The organism is Clostridium sp. UBA5712 (genome assembly GCF_002419845.1).
Taxonomy (GTDB): domain Bacteria; phylum Bacillota; class Clostridia; order Clostridiales; family Clostridiaceae; genus Clostridium_J; species Clostridium_J sulfidigenes.
Genome location: NZ_DIGW01000011.1, coordinates 630,170 through 652,345, shown reverse-complemented (window position 1 = coordinate 652,345; position 22,176 = coordinate 630,170). Strand labels below are relative to the sequence as shown.

24 protein-coding genes and 1 pseudogene are annotated in these 22,176 nt (G+C 30.4%); 22 read left to right on the top strand and 3 right to left on the bottom strand.

The window, feature by feature from the left end; all coding sequences use genetic code 11:
• The first annotated feature begins 33 nt into the window (after positions 1–33).
• The 9 genes from B3B03_RS09350 (at position 34) to B3B03_RS09310 (ending at position 4,814) form a co-directional block, all read left to right on the top strand.
• Positions 34–264 (top strand): hemolysin XhlA family protein, encoded by a 231-nt coding sequence (locus tag B3B03_RS09350; protein WP_150844901.1) that lies wholly within the window; start codon positions 34–36, stop codon positions 262–264.
• A 15-nt stretch (positions 265–279) separates the two neighbouring features.
• Positions 280–525, top strand: a complete 246-nt coding sequence (locus B3B03_RS09345; protein ID WP_346877108.1) for a phage holin family protein — start codon at positions 280–282, stop codon at positions 523–525.
• 51 nt (positions 526–576) lie between these two features.
• Entirely contained in the window at positions 577–1,557 is a 981-nt protein-coding gene (locus B3B03_RS09340) for an N-acetylmuramoyl-L-alanine amidase (protein ID WP_346877107.1), read from the top strand.
• A 408-nt stretch (positions 1,558–1,965) separates the two neighbouring features.
• The gene (locus B3B03_RS09335; protein ID WP_346877106.1) at positions 1,966–2,604 is read left to right on the top strand and encodes a hypothetical protein; all 639 of its coding nucleotides are present in this window, start codon (positions 1,966–1,968) and stop codon (positions 2,602–2,604) included.
• A 13-nt stretch (positions 2,605–2,617) separates the two neighbouring features.
• Complete coding sequence (locus B3B03_RS09330) at positions 2,618–3,091, top strand: hypothetical protein (protein ID WP_346877105.1); 474 nt, start codon at positions 2,618–2,620, stop codon at positions 3,089–3,091.
• A gap of 30 nt (positions 3,092–3,121) precedes the next feature.
• Positions 3,122–3,622: a hypothetical protein gene (locus B3B03_RS09325; protein WP_346877104.1), complete on the top strand. Its 501-nt coding sequence runs from the start codon at positions 3,122–3,124 to the stop codon at positions 3,620–3,622.
• Positions 3,623–3,624: 2 nt separating this feature from the next.
• A complete protein-coding gene (locus B3B03_RS09320) occupies positions 3,625–4,053 on the top strand; it encodes a hypothetical protein (RefSeq protein ID WP_346877103.1) in 429 nt (142 codons plus the stop codon).
• A 396-nt stretch (positions 4,054–4,449) separates the two neighbouring features.
• A complete protein-coding gene (locus B3B03_RS09315) occupies positions 4,450–4,620 on the top strand; it encodes a hypothetical protein (protein ID WP_346877102.1) in 171 nt (56 codons plus the stop codon).
• A 2-nt stretch (positions 4,621–4,622) separates the two neighbouring features.
• On the top strand, positions 4,623–4,814 hold the full coding sequence (locus tag B3B03_RS09310; protein WP_346877101.1) for a hypothetical protein: 192 nt from the start codon (positions 4,623–4,625) through the stop codon (positions 4,812–4,814).
• A gap of 19 nt (positions 4,815–4,833) precedes the next feature.
• Here the strand turns inward: B3B03_RS09310 and B3B03_RS09305 are convergent, their stop codons facing one another.
• Entirely contained in the window at positions 4,834–5,169 is a 336-nt protein-coding gene (locus B3B03_RS09305) for a helix-turn-helix domain-containing protein (RefSeq protein ID WP_346877100.1), read from the bottom strand.
• A gap of 482 nt (positions 5,170–5,651) precedes the next feature.
• A complete protein-coding gene (locus tag B3B03_RS09300; protein WP_346877099.1) occupies positions 5,652–6,548 on the bottom strand; it encodes a GIY-YIG nuclease family protein in 897 nt (298 codons plus the stop codon).
• 262 nt (positions 6,549–6,810) lie between these two features.
• On the opposite strand from B3B03_RS09300, the gene B3B03_RS09295 reads away from it, so the two are divergent.
• The 12 genes and pseudogenes from B3B03_RS09295 (at position 6,811) to B3B03_RS09240 (ending at position 18,249) form a co-directional block, all read left to right on the top strand.
• Positions 6,811–6,975 carry a hypothetical protein gene (locus B3B03_RS09295; protein ID WP_346877098.1) on the top strand — a complete coding sequence of 55 codons (165 nt, stop codon included), beginning with the start codon at positions 6,811–6,813 and terminating at the stop codon, positions 6,973–6,975.
• A gap of 40 nt (positions 6,976–7,015) precedes the next feature.
• A pseudogene (locus tag B3B03_RS09290) lies at positions 7,016–7,414 on the top strand (phage holin family protein); the annotation flags it as partial.
• Positions 7,415–7,999: 585 nt separating this feature from the next.
• Positions 8,000–9,703 (top strand): hypothetical protein, encoded by a 1,704-nt coding sequence (locus B3B03_RS09285; protein WP_346877097.1) that lies wholly within the window; start codon positions 8,000–8,002, stop codon positions 9,701–9,703.
• 169 nt (positions 9,704–9,872) lie between these two features.
• Positions 9,873–10,067, top strand: coding sequence for a hypothetical protein (locus B3B03_RS09280; protein WP_346877096.1), 195 nt, complete (start codon positions 9,873–9,875; stop codon positions 10,065–10,067).
• 169 nt (positions 10,068–10,236) lie between these two features.
• Entirely contained in the window at positions 10,237–10,467 is a 231-nt protein-coding gene (locus B3B03_RS09275; protein WP_346877095.1) for a helix-turn-helix transcriptional regulator, read from the top strand.
• Between the two features lie 2 nt (positions 10,468–10,469).
• Positions 10,470–12,224: a DUF262 domain-containing protein gene (locus B3B03_RS09270; RefSeq protein WP_346877094.1), complete on the top strand. Its 1,755-nt coding sequence runs from the start codon at positions 10,470–10,472 to the stop codon at positions 12,222–12,224.
• 62 nt (positions 12,225–12,286) lie between these two features.
• On the top strand, positions 12,287–13,303 hold the full coding sequence (locus B3B03_RS09265; RefSeq protein ID WP_346877093.1) for a hypothetical protein: 1,017 nt from the start codon (positions 12,287–12,289) through the stop codon (positions 13,301–13,303).
• Complete coding sequence (locus B3B03_RS09260; protein ID WP_346877092.1) at positions 13,287–13,478, top strand: hypothetical protein; 192 nt, start codon at positions 13,287–13,289, stop codon at positions 13,476–13,478. Before B3B03_RS09265 ends, B3B03_RS09260 begins: the two co-directional genes overlap by 17 nt.
• A gap of 207 nt (positions 13,479–13,685) precedes the next feature.
• On the top strand, positions 13,686–13,871 hold the full coding sequence (locus B3B03_RS09255; RefSeq protein WP_346877091.1) for a hypothetical protein: 186 nt from the start codon (positions 13,686–13,688) through the stop codon (positions 13,869–13,871).
• A gap of 107 nt (positions 13,872–13,978) precedes the next feature.
• Positions 13,979–15,523, top strand: a complete 1,545-nt coding sequence (locus B3B03_RS09250; protein ID WP_346877090.1) for a HEPN domain-containing protein — start codon at positions 13,979–13,981, stop codon at positions 15,521–15,523.
• Positions 15,524–15,599: 76 nt separating this feature from the next.
• A complete protein-coding gene (locus B3B03_RS09245; protein ID WP_346877089.1) occupies positions 15,600–16,349 on the top strand; it encodes a hypothetical protein in 750 nt (249 codons plus the stop codon).
• 463 nt (positions 16,350–16,812) lie between these two features.
• On the top strand, positions 16,813–18,249 hold the full coding sequence (locus B3B03_RS09240) for a hypothetical protein (protein WP_346877088.1): 1,437 nt from the start codon (positions 16,813–16,815) through the stop codon (positions 18,247–18,249).
• Positions 18,250–18,419: 170 nt separating this feature from the next.
• On the opposite strand, the gene B3B03_RS09235 is transcribed toward B3B03_RS09240, so the two are convergent.
• Positions 18,420–19,403: an IS1595 family transposase gene (locus tag B3B03_RS09235; protein ID WP_346877087.1), complete on the bottom strand. Its 984-nt coding sequence runs from the start codon at positions 19,401–19,403 to the stop codon at positions 18,420–18,422.
• A gap of 220 nt (positions 19,404–19,623) precedes the next feature.
• Here B3B03_RS09235 and B3B03_RS09230 point away from each other — a divergent pair, with 220 nt between their 5' ends.
• The gene (locus B3B03_RS09230; RefSeq protein WP_346877086.1) at positions 19,624–22,161 is read left to right on the top strand and encodes a DEAD/DEAH box helicase family protein; all 2,538 of its coding nucleotides are present in this window, start codon (positions 19,624–19,626) and stop codon (positions 22,159–22,161) included.
• Positions 22,162–22,176 lie beyond the last annotated feature (15 nt).

The following is a 22,176-nucleotide window of genomic DNA, read 5'->3' as shown; positions in this document are numbered from 1 at the left end:
GTCTCTTTTATTATGTAAAAAGGAAGGTGTAAGATGAGTGAAGCTGATGCAATACAAGAGGTGAGAGAAAGCTTAATTGAGATAAAAGGCTTACTTAAAAACATGAATGATACCAATGAACTTAAACTAAAAAACTTTGAGGAAAAGTTAAAAGTTGCAAACAATAGAATTTCAGATTTAGAAGATGCTAACAGATGGTTATGGAGAGCAGTTGCTGGAGCTTTAATAAGTGCAGTGATTGCTTTTTTAATTAATTTTAAATAAGAAGGAGAGATAATTATGGAAGTTATTAATTACATTACAGAAAATGCTTTAATTTTAATACCAGTACTTTATATTATAGGTATGATTTTAAAAGGGATTGAAAGAATAAAAGATAAATATATACCATTAATACTATTACCTATAGGGATAGGTTTAGCTATGGCACTTATGGGCATTAATATAAATGCTATAATTCAAGGGATTTTAGTAGTTGGTGTTAGTGTTTATACCAATCAACTTGTAAAACAAATTAATAAGTAGTTTACAGAGTGGGAGCAATCTCACTCTTTTATATTTAAGGAGGAATGAATTATGGGCAAACTAAAAATAATAATATTTATTGATGCAGGTCATGGAGGAAAGGATCCAGGAGCAGTTTATAAAAAACTAATAGAAAAAGAGATAGTTTTAGTTATAGCTAAAAAGTGCAAGAATGTATTGCAGCAATATGACATAGAAGTAATAATGTCTAGAGAAACTGATAAGTTTGTAGAACTTTCAGAAAGAGCTAAGATGGCTAATAATGTGAAGGCCATATATTTTATATCTATTCATTGTAATGCAGGTGGAGGAGATAGAGGGGAAGTCATTCATTCTGTTTATAGAGGAAAAGGATTAGAATTATCTAATAAAATTGCAGCAGAGCTTAAATCAATAGGACAAGATACGGTTAAACAGTATGACAAAAAGGGAACAGGTGGAACTGATTACTATGCAGTAATAAGAGAAACTAACATGGATGCGGTTATTGTTGAATGTGCATTTCTAGACAATGAAATAGACAATAAAATAATAGATACTGTTAAAGAACAAGAATTGTTTGGTATAGCTATAGCTAAAGGAATATTGAAGCAGTGCGGGATAAAATATAAAGAAAGTAATATTAGTGACAAGCCTGTGAAATTACCTACAGATCCTTCTAAGTTATATAGAATAAGAAAATCATGGAAAGATGCATCAAGTCAAATAGGTGCTTATAAAGATTTATTAGGTGCTAAAGCTGAATGTGATAAGCATAAAGGATATTCAGTATATGATAACTCAGGAGTATGTGTATATCCAAAACCAACTATTAAGGAGGAATATGATATGAAAAAGATAGTAACTTATTTAGGGGATGCAGATCTATTTGCTGCAGTAATGGTGGCTCAAAAATTAGGATGTCCACTTATGAGGGTTAATGATTTTAAAGCCAGTGGATTAAAAGCTAAAGAGGTTATTCAGATAGGTGGAAATACAAATGATACTAACAGATTTGCAACAATGAAAAATGCCGCTAATAAATATTTATAGGAGATTTTAGAGGATAGTAAGGTAAAACTTGCTACTACTTTAAATCGTTCATATAATTTTTATATACTTTAATGCATATCTTATTTAAAATACAATAATAGGATATAAGTAAAAAAAATTATATTTGTATATGTATAAAAAGTATCTTTAGTCGTATTTAAAGATCTATTTATTTTATATTCTAAATTATTTCTATGGTGTTATAGTTTTTACATAAATTTCAGTGAAGATATTAATAAAGAAATCAAAAGGTATAAAATATTCAACTGCTATATAAAAATCTATTCTTCATATTTTGAATTATTTGCTAGAATTTAGAGGAAAACTTGATGTTTTGTAGAATTATAGTATGTGGAATAATACTATTATTAATAATAGTAAATCATTGTTTTATGAGGAGTGTAGGCTATGGAAAATAATAAAAATGAGTTAGATAATCAAGACATTTTAGATAAAAATGAGTTTTTGAAGAAATATAATTTGTTGTTAAAGCATATCGAAAGCAATAATTTAATTAGTTCATTAGAAGAAGCTTATAGTGTTGTGTTCAAGAGTACATCAAATATCGCTGCACTTGGCAAATTAAATAATATCTTGCTTATGATATTTGAAGGAGATATGGAGTATTTTAATATATTTAATACATATATGCAGGATATTAATATTATATATCCAAATCAATCAACTGTTAATAAACAATTAAATGCAAGGTTAAAAAAAATAAAAATATTGTATACTGATATAACAATGAGCATTAATAGTGCGATTAATGACCCTTTTAATGTTTCTACAATTAGTTGTTCAATAATAAATAATTCACCAATTATCAATATAACTTTAGTTAGAAATGATGGGAAAGATTTCTCAAGCTCACTAGATTTTAACTCAATGATAAATATAATTAATCGATTTACAGAGGCTTTAAATAGAAAATTAGTATCTGGAAATAATGCTATTGATATACGAATGATGAATGAGTACATCGAAGTTACTAATAAATTTAAAGATAATATAGAAGATTTTAAAAAGAAAAATAGTTTAACATAGTTAGGTACAGATTATGGAACAATTATATGAGTTCGGAAGAAGATTGTTGAGTGGAGTAATAATTAAATGTAGTAGCAACAATGAATTCTTTTTAGAGGTTATAAGTGGTCTAATTGGTGTTATTGTAGGTTCAGTAATTTCAACAATTGTTACATATAAATCTATTAAGTTAGAAAAAAAGTATTCTATTGAAATAGAAGCTATTACAGAAAAAATATTAAATCCATTATTTGAAAAATACTATATAATAAAGTTAAGAAAAAAAAATAACTTTGACAATCTAGTATCATCAACTATATTTGAAGAGGTAGATGAGGTATTTAACAAAAATACATGTTGGTATTTTGTTACAAATAAAAAAATTAAACCAGTACTTATAAATATTAGAGACAGCTCATTAAATAGAGAACAAGAAAATCTATTAGAAGGATTAGAAAAATTATATAATTTAATTGAGTGTGTCTATGTAAAAAAATATAGGAATTAGTATAAGTTCATAGGTGATAGGGTGCGTGAAATGGAGAATTGTAATGATGTAGAAAATATTGAGATAAGACAATCAAGCAAAAATTATGTATTAAATATAAAGAGTAATAATGCTGATAGTTCGATAATTGTTCAAAATTCTTTCATAGGAAATATTGGTCTGGAAAATAATAATTCCAATGTTAAAATGAATGATCCAAAGCAAAAAGAAACAAGTACATTTTATGATTTTGGTAAACAAATATGTGAAAATAAACCAATACTTAATTATGACAGTATAAAGTTGGTTAGATCGGACTGTAAAGATATGATGAAAAAGGTAGATAGTAAAAGAAAATTGATGGATGAATATGATAGCGAAGTTGATGAAATTGATGATATAATAGATTTAATTAAAGAAACATTAGTTTTATGTGAGAAACACAAGAATCAAGAAGTGTTTGATAGTAAAGAGACTATAAATATATCTATAAGCTATTATAAATGTAAAAAAAAATTCAACCAGTTAATTTCAGTGAAAGGGTGGGAATAATAATGGATTTCGTTACTGTTAATTTAACGCCTGGAACATTTTTCTTAAACCTTCAACTGCAAAAAGTAATTTTGAAATTGCAAGAAATAGGGTATGATTTGAATCGAGAATATGATGATTTTTTGTTATTTAAGAAATCTAATAGTGATGTTATTAAGATTAGAAGAGATGGTTCTTTAAGTTATAAGATACTAGCTGTTGATAAGGGGGAAAAATTTCTTCAAAAATTATTTCAAGAATTGAAATTAATCACTCAAGAATTAAATCCATTATATAATAATTTAATAGATATTAATGAAATCATTATTTATTGGCCAAATAATTATGATTTTAATAGCTTGAAGTTTACTAATTATAGTGTAGACACTAGCAATATCTATGATAATAAATATATAAGCATATTAAAGAAAAAAACAATGTATAGTTTATAATGGATATTGAAGAGGCTAGTAGGGAATAAAATCCTTACTAGCCTTTTTTCTTTTGTATAATCACATGGTTTAAGATGTATTTAGATTATAGACAAAATTATAATATTTAAACAATTTTATACTAATTTTTAGAAAAACATATAAAAAAAGGTTGACACCTTATACTATCCGTAGTATAATTAAAGTATAGAAAGGAGGTAGTAAGGTGCTGAAAGACATATTAGAAATAGTGGTTTTAACACTAACAATAGTAAAACTTCTAAAAGAATTAAAACCAAAGAAAAAAAGACAAAAGAAAAAGCGCCCCCACCAAAGGAAACGCTAAACAAAGGACAGAGGGAAATGCAACTTCCCTCTTCCATCCTTATATATATTATACCAGCACCTTAGAAAAATATGAAGAACAAAATTAATCTTAGTATCGACATAATTGTATTAGTAATAACAGCTATATGGATTTCAGACTTGAGTTTCTCCGATTTAACCACTCTGCAGTATATTGGGTTAGCATTAGCTGTAGTAATGGTAATATTAATGATCATTAAATTTATTAAGAAAGGTGAATAAGTATGAATAATAAAACATCAACACAAACCGAGGCTAATAAGAAATGGCAGCAAAAAAATAAAGAATACTCTAATTATTTGAAAAGTAGAAGTACATCTAGAAGCTTTATAAAAAACAAAGCTACACTAGAGGATTTGGAAGAACTAGAAAAGTTAATTGAAGAAAGAAGAGAGCAATTAAAAAGCCTAGAATAAATCTAGGCTTTTACTTCATCTATAAATCTTTTATGTTATCTAAATCAGATAGATCTTTTCCAGTATATTCATTAAGAAAGCGTAATAGTTCTGCTCTAGTGACTTTAAGTCTTCCTAATTTTAGACCTATTAAAATATTTCTTTTTATAAGTTCTCTTACTGTAGGTTCATCTGTTTTTAAAAGAGTAGCTACGTCAGGTACTGTATAAAGTAATTCATTATTGTTCGAGTCTTCATATTCAATGCTAGGAGCAATTATTTTAATAGGTGGGATATTAATGGATTTACTAATGTCATTTATAATACTTTTCAACTCTAAATCTGATATTTGAATATTAATATTAAAAGAATACAAAATTATCACCTCATTGAATTATTAATTTAAATTAGATTTTAAAATTTTCGGTGGCAATGTCATCAATTTGCCACCCGAGAAAATAACATAGATTAAAAGAAAAAAATATACATTAACCAAATATATTATCTAAGCTCAGCAAAATCAATTTTTAAAACACATATACAAACATAAGTTCTCACATAGTAACTTATAATAAGCATTAAGCAATGCACACGCCGCATGTTGAGGTGGTCACAAAACTTACTAAGAGCAAAGCGAATTAGGAAGTTTTAAGAGTGCCACCCATGCAAGGGCTCCCCAAGAATCCGAGCGAAGCGACGGATGATTGGCAGGAGACTACTGCTGAGGCGGTTGTTAAGCTTATGAAGAGTGTTTTAGTATTAGGAAATAGAAATGCCCTAAATATAAAGGATTTCCGAGATTGAAAATATTGCTGTTAAATTCACAGCAGTGACCTTCAGTCCTGGAAATCCTAATTTTTATTGTTCTTCTTCAAGCTCTTTCAAGGTTTTTCCTTCTGTAGTTTTCCACTCAGTTAGACCATTTACATGACCACCAATAACGAAAGCAGCAGCATAGGAAGGACTATTAAATAGAACATCCTCTTGTAATACTTCTTGATCATCTATTTTTGCATTTTTTCGAGCTTCCTTTATTCCTACAGGGATGCTTGGAGAATCTTTTGTTTCAATATGGCTACCTTTTAAAACGACAAAACCTTCACTAGTCTGCTTGCAAGAGGCTTCAATGAGTTGCCCACTTTTTCTACTCTTTCTCTTAAGATATAGAATCAATTCTGGTTCATTGTCAGTGGTAGCTTCAGGAACAACAGTTTTTGGATCTGTAAATGGTAGGAATACCTTATGTCCAAGTGTCCCCATAATGATTTTGGCATAATCTATAAATTCCTCTAGTTCGCTTTCTTTTTCCTCGGTAATATTGCCTGGAGTTGGGTCGTTTCCGTTCTTAATAGTGTAGCGGTTTGCCTGCATTGCAAGATTACAGAAACGATTTTCAAGATAACTAATCTCGGTGGGACCAAATGAATTGTTAGAGGTTGTGAAAACAATGGCCTCTGTCCAATAATCTTTCTCAGCGTTGCGTTTGTGTTCCTGCAAGCGATTGAGAATTCCTTCACCATTTTTTCTTGCACCTGCTTGCCCTATGTAAACAACATTTTTCCCAGTTTGATCTGACGTCCCAAATAGGAAGTAAACACCACTCTGTTTTAGATCATCTCGTTCTTTACATTTATCTAACTCAGTACGTGGAATTTTATATGCAACACCTGTCCAGTTGGCAAGGGTACATTTCATACGACCGTTTGCATTACCATCCATTAAGAACAGATTTATACTTTTTCCTCTTGTTGCCATCAGTAGCACCTCCTAATAATTTATTCATTTACTTTATGCTATCCTATTATTGAGCTAAATTACAATTCCACTAATTGTAAATTAGCATTTATATCTATAAGTGTCAATATTAAATTGATGTTTTGTGGAGTGGGAATGTTTTTTGGGGTGATAGTAATCAGAAAACAACTTTTGCGATAGCACAGTTGTTTTTGGGAAGTTTACCTGGCAGATAATAGAAAGTTTTTTTAGCAAGTATCTTAATTATGGATATTGTTTTGGAGTGTGGAGTAGATCAAGTTCTTATAACTATTATTACTATGCATTTGGACCATCTCTTATAGGAGCGCAAACACTACTGGCAGCTCCGGTGACTAAAACACCAACTAACACAATGAAGATACAATACGATTTTATAATTGACAATATTCTAGACGGTATATTTTAGACTTCAGTACAAAAAATATATATGTAGAGGGGATGTATTTATGAAAGACATATTAGGTGTGTTTCAAGCTATCTTTGCAGCCATTGGAGCTTTTATAGGAGGAATCTTAGGAGGTTTAGATGGCTTTCTTTATGCCTTAATTATATTTGTCATAATTGACTATGTCACAGGTATAATGCGTGCAATATTAGAAAAGAAGTTATCTAGCAGTTTAGGGTTTAAGGGGATTTTTAAAAAGGTTCTTATTTTTGTATTAGTAGGAATATCACACATTGTAGACACTAAGATTTTAGGCAGCGGTAGTGCAATTCGCACCGCTGTTATTTTTTTCTACACTTCTAATGAAGGGATAAGTATTTTAGAAAACTCAGCAAAGATAGGACTGCCAATACCAGAAAAATTAAAGCTTGTGCTAAAACAATTAAATAAGGAGGATGAAGGCTCTATGGAAAGCATCAATTCTAAGCTGGAAGAATTGCAAAAGGAACTATTAAAACGAGCCAATGCAAAAAAGGATTATAATGACCTTGCTGATGAGATAGACCGTTTGCGAGAACTAAAGCAGAATGCTATGGCAGAGAATGCGGAAAGAGAAGGATTGAAACAGCGAATTGCCGAGATGCAGGAGTTTCTTGCAGAACAGACGGAGCAAATAGAAGAATATGATGAATCCCTTGTGAGGCGAATGGTTGAAAAGGTAACAGTTTATGAGGAAAAGTTCTCGGTGGAATTCAAATCTGGAGTTCAAAATAATATTAAAATGTAAAAATATATGAAAAAGACATTTTGTACAACAACCCAAATTATTAAAAAAATTCAGAAAAACCCATTTACATTACAATTGGAATGTGTTACCATTAGAATTAATCAGTACTCTTATTCTACTATTGCAGATAAGATTCTACCTATTGGTTTGACTTGTACTTAGAACGAACTGGAATTATTGCAGTTGTGACTAAGTTTAGTTGCAACTGCTTTTTGTTTTAGATAACGAGTACTGTAAAAATATGAAAGGAGAATTATTATGAATAATTCTTTAAACAATAGCAGTACATCGGCAAAAACAATTACATTGGCAAACATGGGAACAACAAAGTGTGGTAAAACTACATCAATTGCGGTATTAACAAATGTACCGCAATTAATCATTAATCTTGCTAGTGGTGATGATGGTAGAACAAAAACAACTGTTGAGTATCACATTGTTCAAGAAACTGAATGTAATGGTATATTTATTGAAGATGTTGATTTATTTGAGCAAAACATCATGGGTTCAGTAGATGGCAACCTTGATAAATATAATGTTCAAATCAAGAAATATAAGGTGCTAAGTGATGTTTTGAAATTAACTATACTTGATGAAGGACAGAATGTAAAAGAGCATATTAAAAAGCAGATTGAAAGTTTAAAGGGTGAACCAGCTAACGAGAAACTTTTGAAAAAACTTATGTGTTCAGAAACAATCGATACATTTGTTCGCAAATTAATATTACGTGTTCCAGCAAATTTAGCATTAGCCCTTTTCTTAAAAGACCAGCATATAGATTTAAGAATTAGGGATACTAGAGGATTATTAGATATAATGCTTAATAATGATTTAAAGTCTCAAACTTCAAAGTCACTATCAGAATTAGGACTAGATAATTTAGATGGAATTGTGTTTTTTTGTAGCGACACATATCCAAACATTGTTACAGAGCTATATAAAGATGTATTGAAAAGCGTCTTTGAGTCATTGCCTGTGTTTTTAGTTCACAATAGGACAGACTTTATGTTTGAAATGTTTAGTTTCAATGGTCAAAAGCCTACAACTGATAATGTAAAAAGTATGATGGATGATATTCAAGGAGAAAAACATCAGTTTTTTAAGCCAGAAGCAGTTGCTGCAAAATCCAAATCTACATTTGAATTATTGGCTCAATTGAACATTGGCAAGTTTTATGAAGATAAGTCTGATAATAAAAAATTTGAGTTCAATGACTCGTATTTTACTAATGAAAGAATTCAATTTCTTTTACCTTCATGCACTTCTTTATCACAAACAGCAAATAACTTCTTAGGAAAATCAGATTTTGAATTTTATACATTGACTGTTATTTCTTCTTTTGAGAAAATGCTGAACATGATTTCGATATTACAGGAAGGTATGGAGCTTATTTTTAAAGCAAATATTGCAAGAAATATCGTTATAACTGAAAATAACACTAGAATACAAGAGTTGATAGAAGATTTTTCACACTACGATAACTCATATGTTGGATATGGAGCAACGAGTTTTACGAAACCACAGTTGCAATATCTATCTTGTAGTGATATAAACAATGATATTGCAAATTCATCTCTAAATGGTTCTCGTATAGGACCACGAGGTGGCATAACAACAATGAACAATGGTAAATTACGTTACGCAACAACAGCAGTTGTTGCGGTTACAGCTAGAAGATGGATTACTTACATTATTTCAAGAATTTCTCTTAAAAATCCATTGGTAGATAGTAACGGAAAATTTATCTTTGATAGCACGGTGACCACGCTTGAGATTCAACAAAATCTATTACGAAAAGCATTGCTTAACAGATTGTACAAAAATTATACTGATACACAAGCTACTATTCAGTATTATCTGTTAGTAAATAGAAATTATGCTGTTAATGCAATTAACAATACTTGCAAACAAAACAATTCAATTGATGTCGTAATAACCGACATTGTAAACAATTTTATTTAATGTATATATAATGTTCTGTTAAATAAATTTTACTAAGATCTGAAAGTGCGAATCGGTATGAATACTTATTGGTTTGTATTCTCATTTTTCTTAATAACTACATTATAATGGCACTATATAATGACCTTGCTGATGAGATAGACCGTTTGCGAGAACAACGCAGAATACTATGGCAGAGAATGCGGAAAGAGAAGGTTTGAAACAGCGAATTGTCGAGATGCAGGAGTTCCTTGCAAAGCAGATGGAGCAGATAGAAGAATATGATGAATCCCTTGTGAGGCGAATGGCTGAAAAGGTAACGGTTTATGAGGAAAAATTCATGGTGGAGTTCAAGTCAGGTACAAATGTGGATGTGGAAAGATAAAAGAATTGATTACCGAAGTTAGCACCTTGCAGGAATGCAGGGTGTTTTTGTTGCGAGAACTTCATTTGTCTATTATGTTAGGGTAATTTGAAATTTACCAAAAATTGTAGTACAATAAGTTATCTGAATTGCGAAATAAGTTGAGAGCAAACAAGCAGAGGTGTAGAATATGATTAAAAATAATATAGAACTTGATGTTAAAGTTAAGTGTATAGAGAATGGAACCACACAAGCCAAAATAGCGGAAGACATCAATACTACAAAATCTTATGTGAATCGTATCATCAAAAAACAGGATGGTGTGGTAAACAAGACCTTTGTGCAGATGATGGAAGCTCTTGGCTATGATATTGTACTGACTTATGTGAAACGGGATAAAAATAATGAGATGGAGGAATAAAAATGGCTTACGAAACACCATTAACCATAGCGGAGGTTATGAGAGATATTTCTAACAACAAATATGTACTTCCTTCGATTCAACGTGAATATGTGTGGGATACTACACAAATTGAAACTCTCTTTGATAGCTTGATGCAAGATTACCCAATTGGGGCATTTCTTTTCTGGGAAATTAGTAAAGATAAACTTGGTGATTATGATTTTTATGAATTTCTGAAAAATTACCATGAAAAAACATCAATTCATAACAAAAAAGCAGACCTCAAGGGAGCAGATGGTGTGACGGCTGTTCTTGATGGACAGCAACGTTTGACTTCAATTTATATTGGATTAAAGGGTTCTTACGCATATAGACTGAAATACAAACAGAAGAAAAATGATAATGCCTACCCTGTTAGAAAGTTATACTTGAATTTGATTTCAAGGGCAAAGGATAGCAGTAATAAATATGATTTCCAATTCTTGATATGCAATGATGTAAAAAACACAGATGATGAATACTGGTTTGAAGTTGGTAATATTCTAGATATGCAAGACTTGGGAGATGTGGCCACTTATGTGACAGATAACATTAGCTATTCCGAAGCCCATCAATATTCGAGGGATCAGGCCAAGTTTGCTACAAACACTCTTTCACAACTACATAAAGTGATTCATACATCTCTTACCCTGAGTTATTATAAAGAAAAATCCACCGAACTGGACAAGGTATTGAATATCTTTATCCGTGTAAATAGTGGTGGTACAGTACTAACATATTCAGACCTTCTACTTTCGATTGCATCTGCACAATGGCAAACTCACGATGCAAGAGAAGAAATTACAGAGTTTGTTGATGACGTAAATTCAATTGGTGGTGGTTTCAGAATTAATAAGGATTTTGTTTTGAAAACGGCCCTTGTGCTTACAGATTTCTCGGACATAGCATTTAAAGTTGATAATTTCAATAAACCTAACATGATGAAGATCGAGGCTAATTGGGATAACATCAAAAAGGCAATCAAGCAGTCGGTTAACCTTATATCGTCATTTGGTTATTCCGGCGAAACATTGAGTTCTAATAATGCCCTTATTCCTATTGCATATTATCTGCTCAAAATAGGAATGCCAGATAATTTTGTGGATTCAAGTACTACAAAGGATAACCGTGCAAAAATTAAGAAGTGGCTCATTCGGGCATTGTTGAAGAAAATATTCAGTGGGCAGCCAGATAATGTAATCAGACCTATCCGTGAGATTTTAAAGAACAATGTATCCAATGACTTCCCAATTAATGAAATTATTGATAAGTTCAAAGGTACAAATAAGTCCATTCAGTTCACGGAAGATGATATTGATGAGTACTTGCTGAAATTAAAATACGGTGCAAGGGAAACACTATCAACCCTTATGCTTTTGTACCCTTCATTGGATTTCAGTAATAAATTCCATGAAGATCATATGTATCCTAAGAGCAAATTTAAGAAACCATACCTTCGTAAAATGGGCGTGTCAGAAGATAAACTAGACGAGTACATCGATATGGTAAATGACATCAGCAACTTGCAACTTTTGGCGGCACTGCTGAATGAAGAAAAACTAAATACAGATTTTGACAAATGGTTCGCTGATCAGTACAAGACTGACAGTGATAAAATTCAGTATAGAACAATTAACTTCCTTCCACAAATGGAGTACAGTTATGCTAATTTTCTTACATTTATGAATGAACGTAGAAAACTATTGAAGGCAGAACTTTTGAAGATATTATTATAAATGACGATTCGCAAAATTTACAAGCTGTATTACAGAATACAGTATAAAAGGTAGGTATGCATATGGATAACACAATTTATATTTCTCCAGATGATATCGAGATAATTGATGCTTCAGACTATTGTGCTGATGTAGATGGATATTTTTCTTCTGTACCCGAAGTTGCGAAACCTTTGCTCAAAAGTGCAAAGGTCACATTAAGTAAAATTGAAAAGATGCTCTATTCTGCACCAGCGTTTATAAATACAGTAAAGGCGAGTATCCCGGACGAAACATTGCAGGCTATTTTGACAGATGAGCAGAAGTCTCAAATAGCTCAAGGGGTTCTAAAGTTGATGACAAAAAAAGATGGCTCCTTAATGGCAAACCTTGTGAGTCCGAAAACTAAAAAAATAGTATCTACGGTTTCACTAAAGAGCGTAAAGGTTGCACCAGAATTATCTCAGGCCGTGACGAGTTACGCAACTCAAATGCAGATGGCTCAAATAGCAGAACAGATTCAACTTATACAGGTTGCAGTTGAAGAAGTAAGGCAAGGGCAAGAATATGACAGATTGGCTACAGCATATAGTTGTCAACAGAAATTATTGCAAGCAATGACAATAAAAAATCCAGAACTAAAAGCAATGGCTTTATTGCGGATTGCTTCCGATGCAGAAGATAGCAGAAATCTTTTATTTCAGAGTCAAAATGCTAATCTGACATTTATAAAGAATCAGCCGGAATCATTATGGGGGAAACTCATCTCTGGTGCTGCTCCGGATAAAGTGAATTCGAGAATGAATGAAATTCGAGAAAGCCTATGTGCAGTAAATATGGTTTCGTTAACTGAGGCAATTGCTTATCAGGAAATGGGAGAAACTGAGGCGGCACGGCTAAGCCTTCAGTATTATGCAGGGTATATACAAAAAACCTATCTTGAAACCAAGGGATTGGTAGAACGATTGGATTTAATAGATCCATCACCAGAGAATTATTGGTCGAAGACTCTGCCGGATATTGAAAAGAAAATTCAGGCATTACCGTTTAATGAAGAACACAAACTTTTAGGGGGCGAAGAAGATGGAGAAGAAATGTAAAAATAAGAAATGCCAAAGACCTCTCCCAGAAGGATATAAACATAAATATTGTGAAAATTGCAGAAATGAGCACGTTAAACGAATCAAGGATACAGGTAAAGCGGCATTGGGTGTGGTAGTTTTAGTTGGAGGTACTGCACTCACAATAATAACAAAAGGAAAAAATAAATCCTAATAAAATGTTGTAATAATGAGTGAAGAACAGGTGTGCATCACATTTGTAGAGATTAATCAAATTCATGATTTACAGTAAAGTGGTTCGCCAAATTTTGTGTCCCCGAATTATTATATAGAACTGGTAGTCTAATGACTATATTCAGTTGTTTTTGGAGGAAAATAGATGGAATAGAAAATAAAAGCTTTGAAAGAAAAACTGCAATGCATGACAACGAGAGAATTATTAGGGATGATAGGTGTTCACTTTAGTTCGTTTTCAAACGGAGTTGATGATTTTGCAGAACAGCCAGATATTTTTAATAAGACAAAACTGATTTCACCGCAAAAGCAATATACATACCTTGCAGATTTGCTTATGAGTACCGATGATAAAAGTGAGGGACTATCATAGATGATGTGAGTAAATACGATGATTTGTTAGTATGATGGAGTAGCTAGGATATGATATAGAAGTTACTTATGTGAAGCCAGAATATTAATTTAAGAAAGAGGATTTATATGGAAAGACACGTTGGAACATGGTTTAAAGAGAAAGAACCTGAAAAAAAAGAAGTTGCAGAGTTGCTTATTGATGGCAATAGTATAGAATTTTATAGCCGATTTCATGGTGAAGTATTTCCTACTACATTTATAGGTAGTGACGGTGAGTATGGATATAAAGTATTTGTAAATGGATCTACGAAACCGAGTAGTAATCGCTTGCTCGATTATACATCTTCACATCGAGTTTTTTATGTGTTAATGCAAAATTTTAGTTTTTCAAAGGGTATTGATATATCTGGCATTGTTGAGTTTTCATTTTCGATTCCGGAACTTATCGATTGGATAGGCATAAGCACTGTATTTTATGGAAGTACTGATATGGATAAGATGGCAGCAGGTGAGATGCATTTAGAATCAATTATTATCCATTCTGAGAATCCATATGTAGAATTGTACTTCGAATCTAAAAGCTTTAACAGCAGCATACGGGGTGACGACAGAACAGAAATAATTATTAAAAATGAACCGAGAATTAAAGTACAATATACGCAAGAACAGGATGTTCAACGTGTCATGGATGATATCGAATGCATAATGCAGTTTTTTGGATTACTGATAGGAACGGTAAGTGTTGCACAGGATATTAGACTGACTATTAAAGATCAGGACTTAAAAAGCTGGTTATACTTCAATAGAGATTTTTCTTATAATACAACAATTAGAGATGTACTAAATAGACCAAGAACATATTATTATGTTGTTGCAGAACATTTACAAAGATATTATTCCAACTGGAGAAAGTTTTATTTTGATGATTCATATTCATTGCTGAGAAGGATATTTTTTTCTGTAAACGGAAAGAAGGATATTTTTGCTGAAGATATTTTTGTTGAATATATGAGAATTCTAGATGGATACCATACTCGCATTTCTGGTGATGAAGAGATAAAGGGAAAAATAAAGGCTGCATTAAAAGCGTCAACAAAAGAAATTAAAAAATTAATATTTACTGATGAAGGCAAACCACTATTTGAAGATACAATACAGTCAGTCATTCCTGAATGGAAATATAAGTCTAAACATATGGAAGACATTGCGGGGTGGATTGCAGCAGGATTTCTTGCAAAAACATCATTGTCTCATCGTATGCAAGAACTTGACAATCAATACTTACAGATAATAAGAAAAAATGCTGCCCATATAGAAAAGTTAAGAAGAGATGATTCTATTATAGGAGCAAAGCAAGATGAAGAATTAATACAACTTTATTTTAAGGAATTGGGGGATACTAGAAATTATTATTCCCATTATAAGCTGGATAAAACAGGTGTTTTGGAAAGCGTGCAAATGTCAGATACAATAAATGTGTTAAAAGCAACGATTATATCTATATTCATGAGTCATATGGATATTGAAACGGATTTGATTCGAAAAATACTTGAATTTGATAGTGAACTTCATTTTCAGACCATGTGTTTACGAGTAGATGGAGAACAGCCATTTAAGCATCCAAGTGAATTGATTAAGGCTGAAAAGAATCAAAGTAAAGAAGAAAAATAATCTATCAATAGGGTTAAGAGGAATACTGGCTGTTAGTTGGTAAATAGATAATATATTAATTTTGAGGTGATACGATTTGAGAGATGATTTTAGTCCTAAAACGAAAGAAGAATTAGCAAAAAGGGTGGCATATAGATGTTCGAATCCACAATGTCGTAAACCAACAATTGGTGCAAAGGAAAATGACAATGGAACTGTAAGTATTGGAGAAGCGGCGCATATTTGTGCTGCTGCATCAGGGGGTAAAAGATACGATGTTAATATGTCTACTGATGAAAGAACATCTATAGATAATGGAATATGGCTTTGTCGGAACTGTGCAGCAATGATAGATAGAGATGAAAAATATTACTCTGTTGAGATGTTACATACATGGAAACAACTTGCTGAGATTGAAGCTAATCAGAACATTGCTATAGGAAGAAACTATATAGAACAGATACCTTTATCAAATAATGATAAAATTGTAGTGGAAAAAATTATTCAAACAATTGAAAACTCTAACACATCATACATGCTAAAAGAACACAATTATCAAGATGACTTTCAGAGGAATCTGCTAGAGCCTATTTTCAATTTAAATGACTACTTGAATAAACCAAGTAGTACGATTAGTAATCAAAAACTCAGAAGCACAGTTCAAAAGTTTATTGGGATCTTGAATGAGTTCAGATATTTGATTGTTTTGAAAGGCGGACCATCAAGACATGGAAATGGTTCATATGAAATCGATATGAGGGAAGATCAAAATATAGCAAATAATCTATGTAATGATATTTGGAAAGTCTACGAGAGTATAGTTATGGTATATAGGTCATTCAATTAACACTGTTTAGTCAACGTATATGTTTAAGAGATTGCTATTAATGATAATAAGCATAGATTATATTTTCGACTGATGTTAAGGTGATTGAAAGTGTGGATATATTTCCAATAACCCAAAATAGTAGAAAAAAGCAGGTGGATATGTTCCCTCGAACGACTAAAGGCATTTGAGGTACTTTCTATCCTCTCGTGCCACGTTGAGACCTGCGTAAAGCTATATAAAAGATAAACATATTGGAATACTAGGATTAAAATAATTATAAATATGTTCTCCTACACAGCAAAAAGTATGAATGGTTGAGTAGGGGAACATTATTTTTGACTTTGTTAGAAATAGTAATGATATTAGAAGAGAAAACTTTTAAATGGAGTTGAATTATTTGTATCAGTTAAGATACATTATTAATAAGTGTTAAAATTACAAAAAATATTAATGGATTTTTTGTTATATTTATGGAGGCAATATGGACTTATATAGAATTATAAAGAAGTCAAAGAAAATAGAAGAATTAATTTCGATAGAACAAGATAAAATTATTGAAAAAATTGAACAAAAAGTTAATGAGATTAATAATAAATTATTCAAACATTATTCATATAAAGAAAAAATAAATACAACTAAGGAAAAAATTAAAGAAATATCAATATACATTGATCAAGAGTGTGCGGTAGCTTTATTTATAATGAAATGCAATTCAAAACTTCGTGCTAGTAAGGAGAAGGAGAATTTTGAGTGTTATATAGAACAATCAAGAATTTTTAGTCTAATGTATTCTTGCATATCAGATGCTAAAAATTCAAATATAATATTACAGAGCGATGATGAGAATGTAATCAAATTATATGAATGGTGCGTATATTACTTTTATGTATCGCAAAAATGTAATTTGGAAAAAAATAATTTGAATTATGAAGATGATAAAATTAAAATGTATTTTATTAAAATTAAAGAGGAATCCATGTTTCCTAGTAGTATGTACACTTATAGCTTGACAAATGAGGAACTTTCAAAAAAAGTCAAAGAAGAAAAGAAAGATTTTAATTCGTTAATGAAAAAAGTTAGTAGGATGAATTTATGTGGCATTTCTGATATTAAAGAAACAAAAGCAATATTTGATAGATTTTGTGAATTTGAAAGAGAAGGCTATTATTTTTTTAATTGGGTAAATCTCAAGCATATCGTAAATAGGCAATTGCAAAAATTTATTTTTCAATTTTGTAACATAAACAATCGAGATACATTCTCTATTGATAATGATTTGATATTTGCAATACAATTTGAAAGTTATGGTATAATAGATTTTCAATATATGTACTATGTTTATGATTTTATTGAAAAATCTTTGCTTTGGGGACACTATGAAAAATTATCTAATATTATAATTGAAGAGAAATATAAAAAAACAATTAAAACTATAAATAGAGACTATAATTGGCTTTTGAATTATTATTTGGCTGACCATTTAGAGGCGAATGGATACAGGTTGCCTTATAATGGACAAAAGTATCCAACAATTGGGATAAAAAAGCTTAAAAAAAACAAAGTAACTGGAGATATTGATGTGCTTGTGTACTCGCCGTTCACTAAAAATATTTTGAATATAGAGTATAAAAATTATCAAATGACTGTTCAGAATGAATACTATGCTGAATCAGAACAAAAAAGAGTAATTCAAGATAAGGTGTTTGAAAAAATAAAAAGAAGAGAAGAAGAGTTAAGAAATAATATTATTGATGTATGTGATTTATTAGGTATATCAAGAAATGACGTTGAGGATATTAAATCTATAATAGTAACAACACGATTAAATTTATATTTATATATGGGAATAGGAAAAGAGAATTGTGATTATTATGCTTGGTATGAATTTTATCAATTAGTTATAGAGAAAAAGCTATAAAGGTAGATATTTATAATGACATAAGAAAATGGTTAATATAGTTTAAATCGAGAACTTTTTATTTAAGTTATATTTTCAATAAACAAAGTACTCTCAATCATACACTCCAGTAATTTGCTGAAGTTTTTTTATTTGGCTCTGTTGAAAATTGCAGTGATAGAATATACATGCTATGAGAATATTGGTGGACATCCCTTAAAGTTCGTGCTGAAATAAGGCCTTGTGCCCCTAAAAAATATAGGCGTAGCCTCATATTTCGACTCTATGTATTTAAAAAGAAACATATAATTACTAAGATACTTAGTTGAAACACCTTTATAGGGCCTCATAAAACTTTTCACTTTACTATGAAGGTTATTAATTCTTTGGATATTATATGAACCTACTCTGCGAGAACCCGTAGGGATTGCTATATGTTTTGATTTACTATAGGAAGATAGTGTTTTGTAACTAAACAGTGAATCTGTTACAAGCACACTATCTTTTTTTATTACACTTCCTAGTGCTCTTAAAAGATCACTACTTCCTGGACGTCCCATACAGCTAGGCTCAATTATAATACTTTTTTTACTATCTAAGGCTGTAAGTACGCATACTTGCATCTTAGATATTCCTCTAAATTTAGCTGGAGTTCCTCTCCTGTGAGGTTTTCTTGGCATGATAAAACCATCCCTGCTATGATTACCTTTGAAGGATTCTCTAAAGTAAGTTTCATCAGCTTGAATTTGTCCACATAACTCTTTAGTTTTTAAGTTGTCTCTTAAAGCATCAAGAATCTTATGACGCCAAAGAAACGCTGTCTTTAAACTTATGGGAATGACTTTTATAGTTTCTCTCAAGGAATATCCTTGAAACAATAAATGAACATACTTACTCCAAGTATTAATTTCTTTTCTTGAATAATATATTGGAGTATTTGTAACACTAATAAAAGACTTTAAGCAAATTTTGCATAGGTATCTCTGTGTTGTTTTATTCTTACCATTCTTTACAATACGGCTGCTATCGCAGTAAGGGCAACATAACTCCTTAGCCTTTTTATTTATTAAAACATCATTCATTGTTTTACTTATTTCTAAAATTAGTTTTAATCTTTCATTTTCTTTTAATTCTCTAGCTAACGCTAACACTTCGTGATAATTGGGCGAACTCATTTTCAAACCTCCATAATTAATGTTCATATAAATTCTCTCCAAGATTTATCACTTTAATCAACTACAGAGCCTTTTATTTTAAATTATCATAGAAAATTTTGAGAAGAATTTTAGTAGATATGTAAAGATCTGTTCTGTAAAATCTCCTATTGAATTATATTCTATTAGAGAATAGAATAATGTTATGGAATATTATGTAGAAATTTATGGGGGAATGGATATGGGAAAAAAGGAAGCATTTGCAAGAATTAAAATAAATAAATTGCTTGAAGAAGCAGGTTGGAGATTTTTTGATGATGAAAATGGACAAGCTAATATTAGTTTAGAAACTAACACAAAAATAAAAAAAAACCATATAAATGATCTTGGTGAAAATTTTGAAAAGACAACTAATGGATATGTAGATTTTTTACTTAATGATGATAGGGGATTTCCTATTTGTGTTTTAGAGGCAAAAAAAGAGGATTTACATCCTTTAGTAGGAAAAGAGCAGGCTAGAAGATATGCAAAATCTTTAAATGTAAGATTTATTATTTTATCAAATGGTAATTTACATTATTTTTGGGATTTAGAAAAAGGAAATCCAATTATTATTACAAAATTTCCTACATTAGAATCGTTGGGAACATTTAAATCATATAATCCTAATCCACAAGCGTTGGTTAATGAAGTTATAGAAGATGATTTTATAGCTATAACTGAAATGCCAAATTATATGAAAGAGCCAGATTGGATTGCTGGTGGAGAAACAAGAGATGATTTTAATAAGAAAAATAATTTAAGATTTTTAAGAAGATATCAGATTAGAGCCGTTAATTCAATACAGAAGGCTGTAGAAGATGGAAAAGATAGATTTCTATTTGAAATGGCAACGGGTACTGGTAAGACATTAACTTCAGCCGCAGTTATTAAATTGTTTTTAAAGACTGGAAATGCAAGTAGAGTTTTATTTTTAGTTGATAGAATAGAACTTGAAAATCAAGCTAAGGATGATTTTTATGCTTATTTAAAAAACAATTATAATACAGTAATATATAAAGAAAATAAAGATGACTGGAAAAAGGCAGATATTGTAGTTACAACAATTCAAAGTTTAATGTTTAATAATAAATATAAAAAACTATTTTCACCTACAGATTTTGATTTAATTATATCTGACGAAGCACATCGTTCATTAGGAGGAAATAGCAGGGCTGTTTTTGAATATTTTGTTGGATATAAATTAGGGTTAACAGCAACTCCTAAGGATTATCTGAAAAATATTAAAGATACAAATGATAGAGACCCAAGAGAAATTGAAAGAAGAGAACTTATGGACACGTATACAACCTTTGGGTGCAAGTCAGGAGAACCTACTTTTAGATATAGTTTGATTAATGGAGTAAAAGAGGGATATTTAGTAAACCCTCTAGTTGTAGATGCAAGAACAGAAATAACAACTAAATTATTATCTGATAAAGGTTATTCTGTTATGGAAATAGATGATGAAGGTAATAATGTAGAAAAATTATTTTCTCATAAGGATTTTGAAAAAAAATTCTTTTCAAAAGAAACAAATGCGATATTTTGCAAAACTTTTATGGAAAATGCACTAAGAGACCCTATTAGTGGTGAAATAGGAAAGACAATTATATTTTGTGTAAGTCAAAATCATGCCACAAAAGTAACTCAAATATTAAATGAATTTGCAGATAAAATATTTCCGAATAAATATAATTCTGATTTTGCAGTACAGATAACTTCAGTTATAACAGAGGCACAACAATATACTAAGAATTTTAAAAACAATATACTTTTAGAACATTCAAATTTTCTTGAAGGTTATAAAACAAGTAAGGCAAGAGTATGTGTAACTGTTGGAATGATGACTACAGGTTATGACTGTCAGGACTTAATTAACATATGTCTGTTAAGACCAATATTTTCTCCAAGTGATTTTGTACAAATAAAAGGAAGAGGAACAAGAACGTATACATTTAGTTATAAAGATGTATGTGGAGAAGAGCATAAAAAGAAAAAAGGAAACTTTAAATTATTTGATTTCTTTGGGAATTGTGAGTATTTTGAAGAAAAATTTGATTATGATGAAGTTATTCAGTTACCCAAAGAAAGGTCAGGAAAAACAGCAAGTGAAGGAGAAACAACTACTTATAATAAAGGAGAATTTGAAAACTTCTCTCCAGATCCATTAGTAATGTTACGTGAAACGCAAGTTGGTTTTGATGGAATGAAAATTGATAGAAAGCTTTATGAAAAATTTGAAGATGATATGAAAAATGATGATTTTGTTAAAAAAAATTATGAAGAAAAGAACTATGAAGTCATAGAAGACTACATAAAGAAAGAAATATTTGATAAGCCTAATGAATATATAAATCTTTCCAAATTACAGAAAGCATTAAATTTAGATAGAAGGTTGACTTTAAGAGAAATTATTGCGAAAATATTTGGTGATATAACTGATTTTAAGTCTAAGGATGAACTGCTAGAAGAAGAATTTGAAAAATTTATATCTATTTATAAACCAGAAAATAATATAGTCTCTATGAAGAATCTATTTAAAGCATATGTAACAGATGGAGATATAAGAAATAAAATAGATAAAAAAATGTTTAGAGATTTTGTTGTTAATCCTAAGATTACTCTTGATGAAATTAAAGAATTAAATATTAAAGAAAACGGAAATGATGAGACTTGGATTAAGGTTATACCAAATTATATAAAGGACTATGTTAACATAAATACTTTTTTAACATAGGATAGGAGGCAATTT

What these genes read in the sequence shown, in the direction of transcription:
- B3B03_RS09350 (WP_150844901.1), top strand. Translation starts at nt 34, where the DNA reads ATGAGTGAAGCTGATGCAATACAAGAGGTGAGAGAAAGCTTAATTGAG.
- B3B03_RS09345 (WP_346877108.1), top strand. Translation starts at nt 280, where the DNA reads ATGGAAGTTATTAATTACATTACAGAAAATGCTTTAATTTTAATACCA.
- B3B03_RS09340 (WP_346877107.1), top strand. Translation starts at nt 577, where the DNA reads ATGGGCAAACTAAAAATAATAATATTTATTGATGCAGGTCATGGAGGA.
- B3B03_RS09335 (WP_346877106.1), top strand. Translation starts at nt 1,966, where the DNA reads ATGGAAAATAATAAAAATGAGTTAGATAATCAAGACATTTTAGATAAA.
- B3B03_RS09330 (WP_346877105.1), top strand. Translation starts at nt 2,618, where the DNA reads ATGGAACAATTATATGAGTTCGGAAGAAGATTGTTGAGTGGAGTAATA.
- B3B03_RS09325 (WP_346877104.1), top strand. Translation starts at nt 3,122, where the DNA reads ATGGAGAATTGTAATGATGTAGAAAATATTGAGATAAGACAATCAAGC.
- B3B03_RS09320 (WP_346877103.1), top strand. Translation starts at nt 3,625, where the DNA reads ATGGATTTCGTTACTGTTAATTTAACGCCTGGAACATTTTTCTTAAAC.
- B3B03_RS09315 (WP_346877102.1), top strand. Translation starts at nt 4,450, where the DNA reads ATGAAGAACAAAATTAATCTTAGTATCGACATAATTGTATTAGTAATA.
- B3B03_RS09310 (WP_346877101.1), top strand. Translation starts at nt 4,623, where the DNA reads ATGAATAATAAAACATCAACACAAACCGAGGCTAATAAGAAATGGCAG.
- B3B03_RS09300 (WP_346877099.1), bottom strand. Translation starts at nt 6,548, where the DNA reads ATGGCAACAAGAGGAAAAAGTATAAATCTGTTCTTAATGGATGGTAAT.
- B3B03_RS09285 (WP_346877097.1), top strand. Translation starts at nt 8,000, where the DNA reads ATGAATAATTCTTTAAACAATAGCAGTACATCGGCAAAAACAATTACA.
- B3B03_RS09280 (WP_346877096.1), top strand. Translation starts at nt 9,873, where the DNA reads ATGGCAGAGAATGCGGAAAGAGAAGGTTTGAAACAGCGAATTGTCGAG.
- B3B03_RS09275 (WP_346877095.1), top strand. Translation starts at nt 10,237, where the DNA reads ATGATTAAAAATAATATAGAACTTGATGTTAAAGTTAAGTGTATAGAG.
- B3B03_RS09270 (WP_346877094.1), top strand. Translation starts at nt 10,470, where the DNA reads ATGGCTTACGAAACACCATTAACCATAGCGGAGGTTATGAGAGATATT.
- B3B03_RS09265 (WP_346877093.1), top strand. Translation starts at nt 12,287, where the DNA reads ATGGATAACACAATTTATATTTCTCCAGATGATATCGAGATAATTGAT.
- B3B03_RS09260 (WP_346877092.1), top strand. Translation starts at nt 13,287, where the DNA reads ATGGAGAAGAAATGTAAAAATAAGAAATGCCAAAGACCTCTCCCAGAA.
- B3B03_RS09255 (WP_346877091.1), top strand. Translation starts at nt 13,686, where the DNA reads ATGACAACGAGAGAATTATTAGGGATGATAGGTGTTCACTTTAGTTCG.
- B3B03_RS09250 (WP_346877090.1), top strand. Translation starts at nt 13,979, where the DNA reads ATGGAAAGACACGTTGGAACATGGTTTAAAGAGAAAGAACCTGAAAAA.
- B3B03_RS09240 (WP_346877088.1), top strand. Translation starts at nt 16,813, where the DNA reads ATGGACTTATATAGAATTATAAAGAAGTCAAAGAAAATAGAAGAATTA.
- B3B03_RS09235 (WP_346877087.1), bottom strand. Translation starts at nt 19,403, where the DNA reads ATGAGTTCGCCCAATTATCACGAAGTGTTAGCGTTAGCTAGAGAATTA.
- B3B03_RS09230 (WP_346877086.1), top strand. Translation starts at nt 19,624, where the DNA reads ATGGGAAAAAAGGAAGCATTTGCAAGAATTAAAATAAATAAATTGCTT.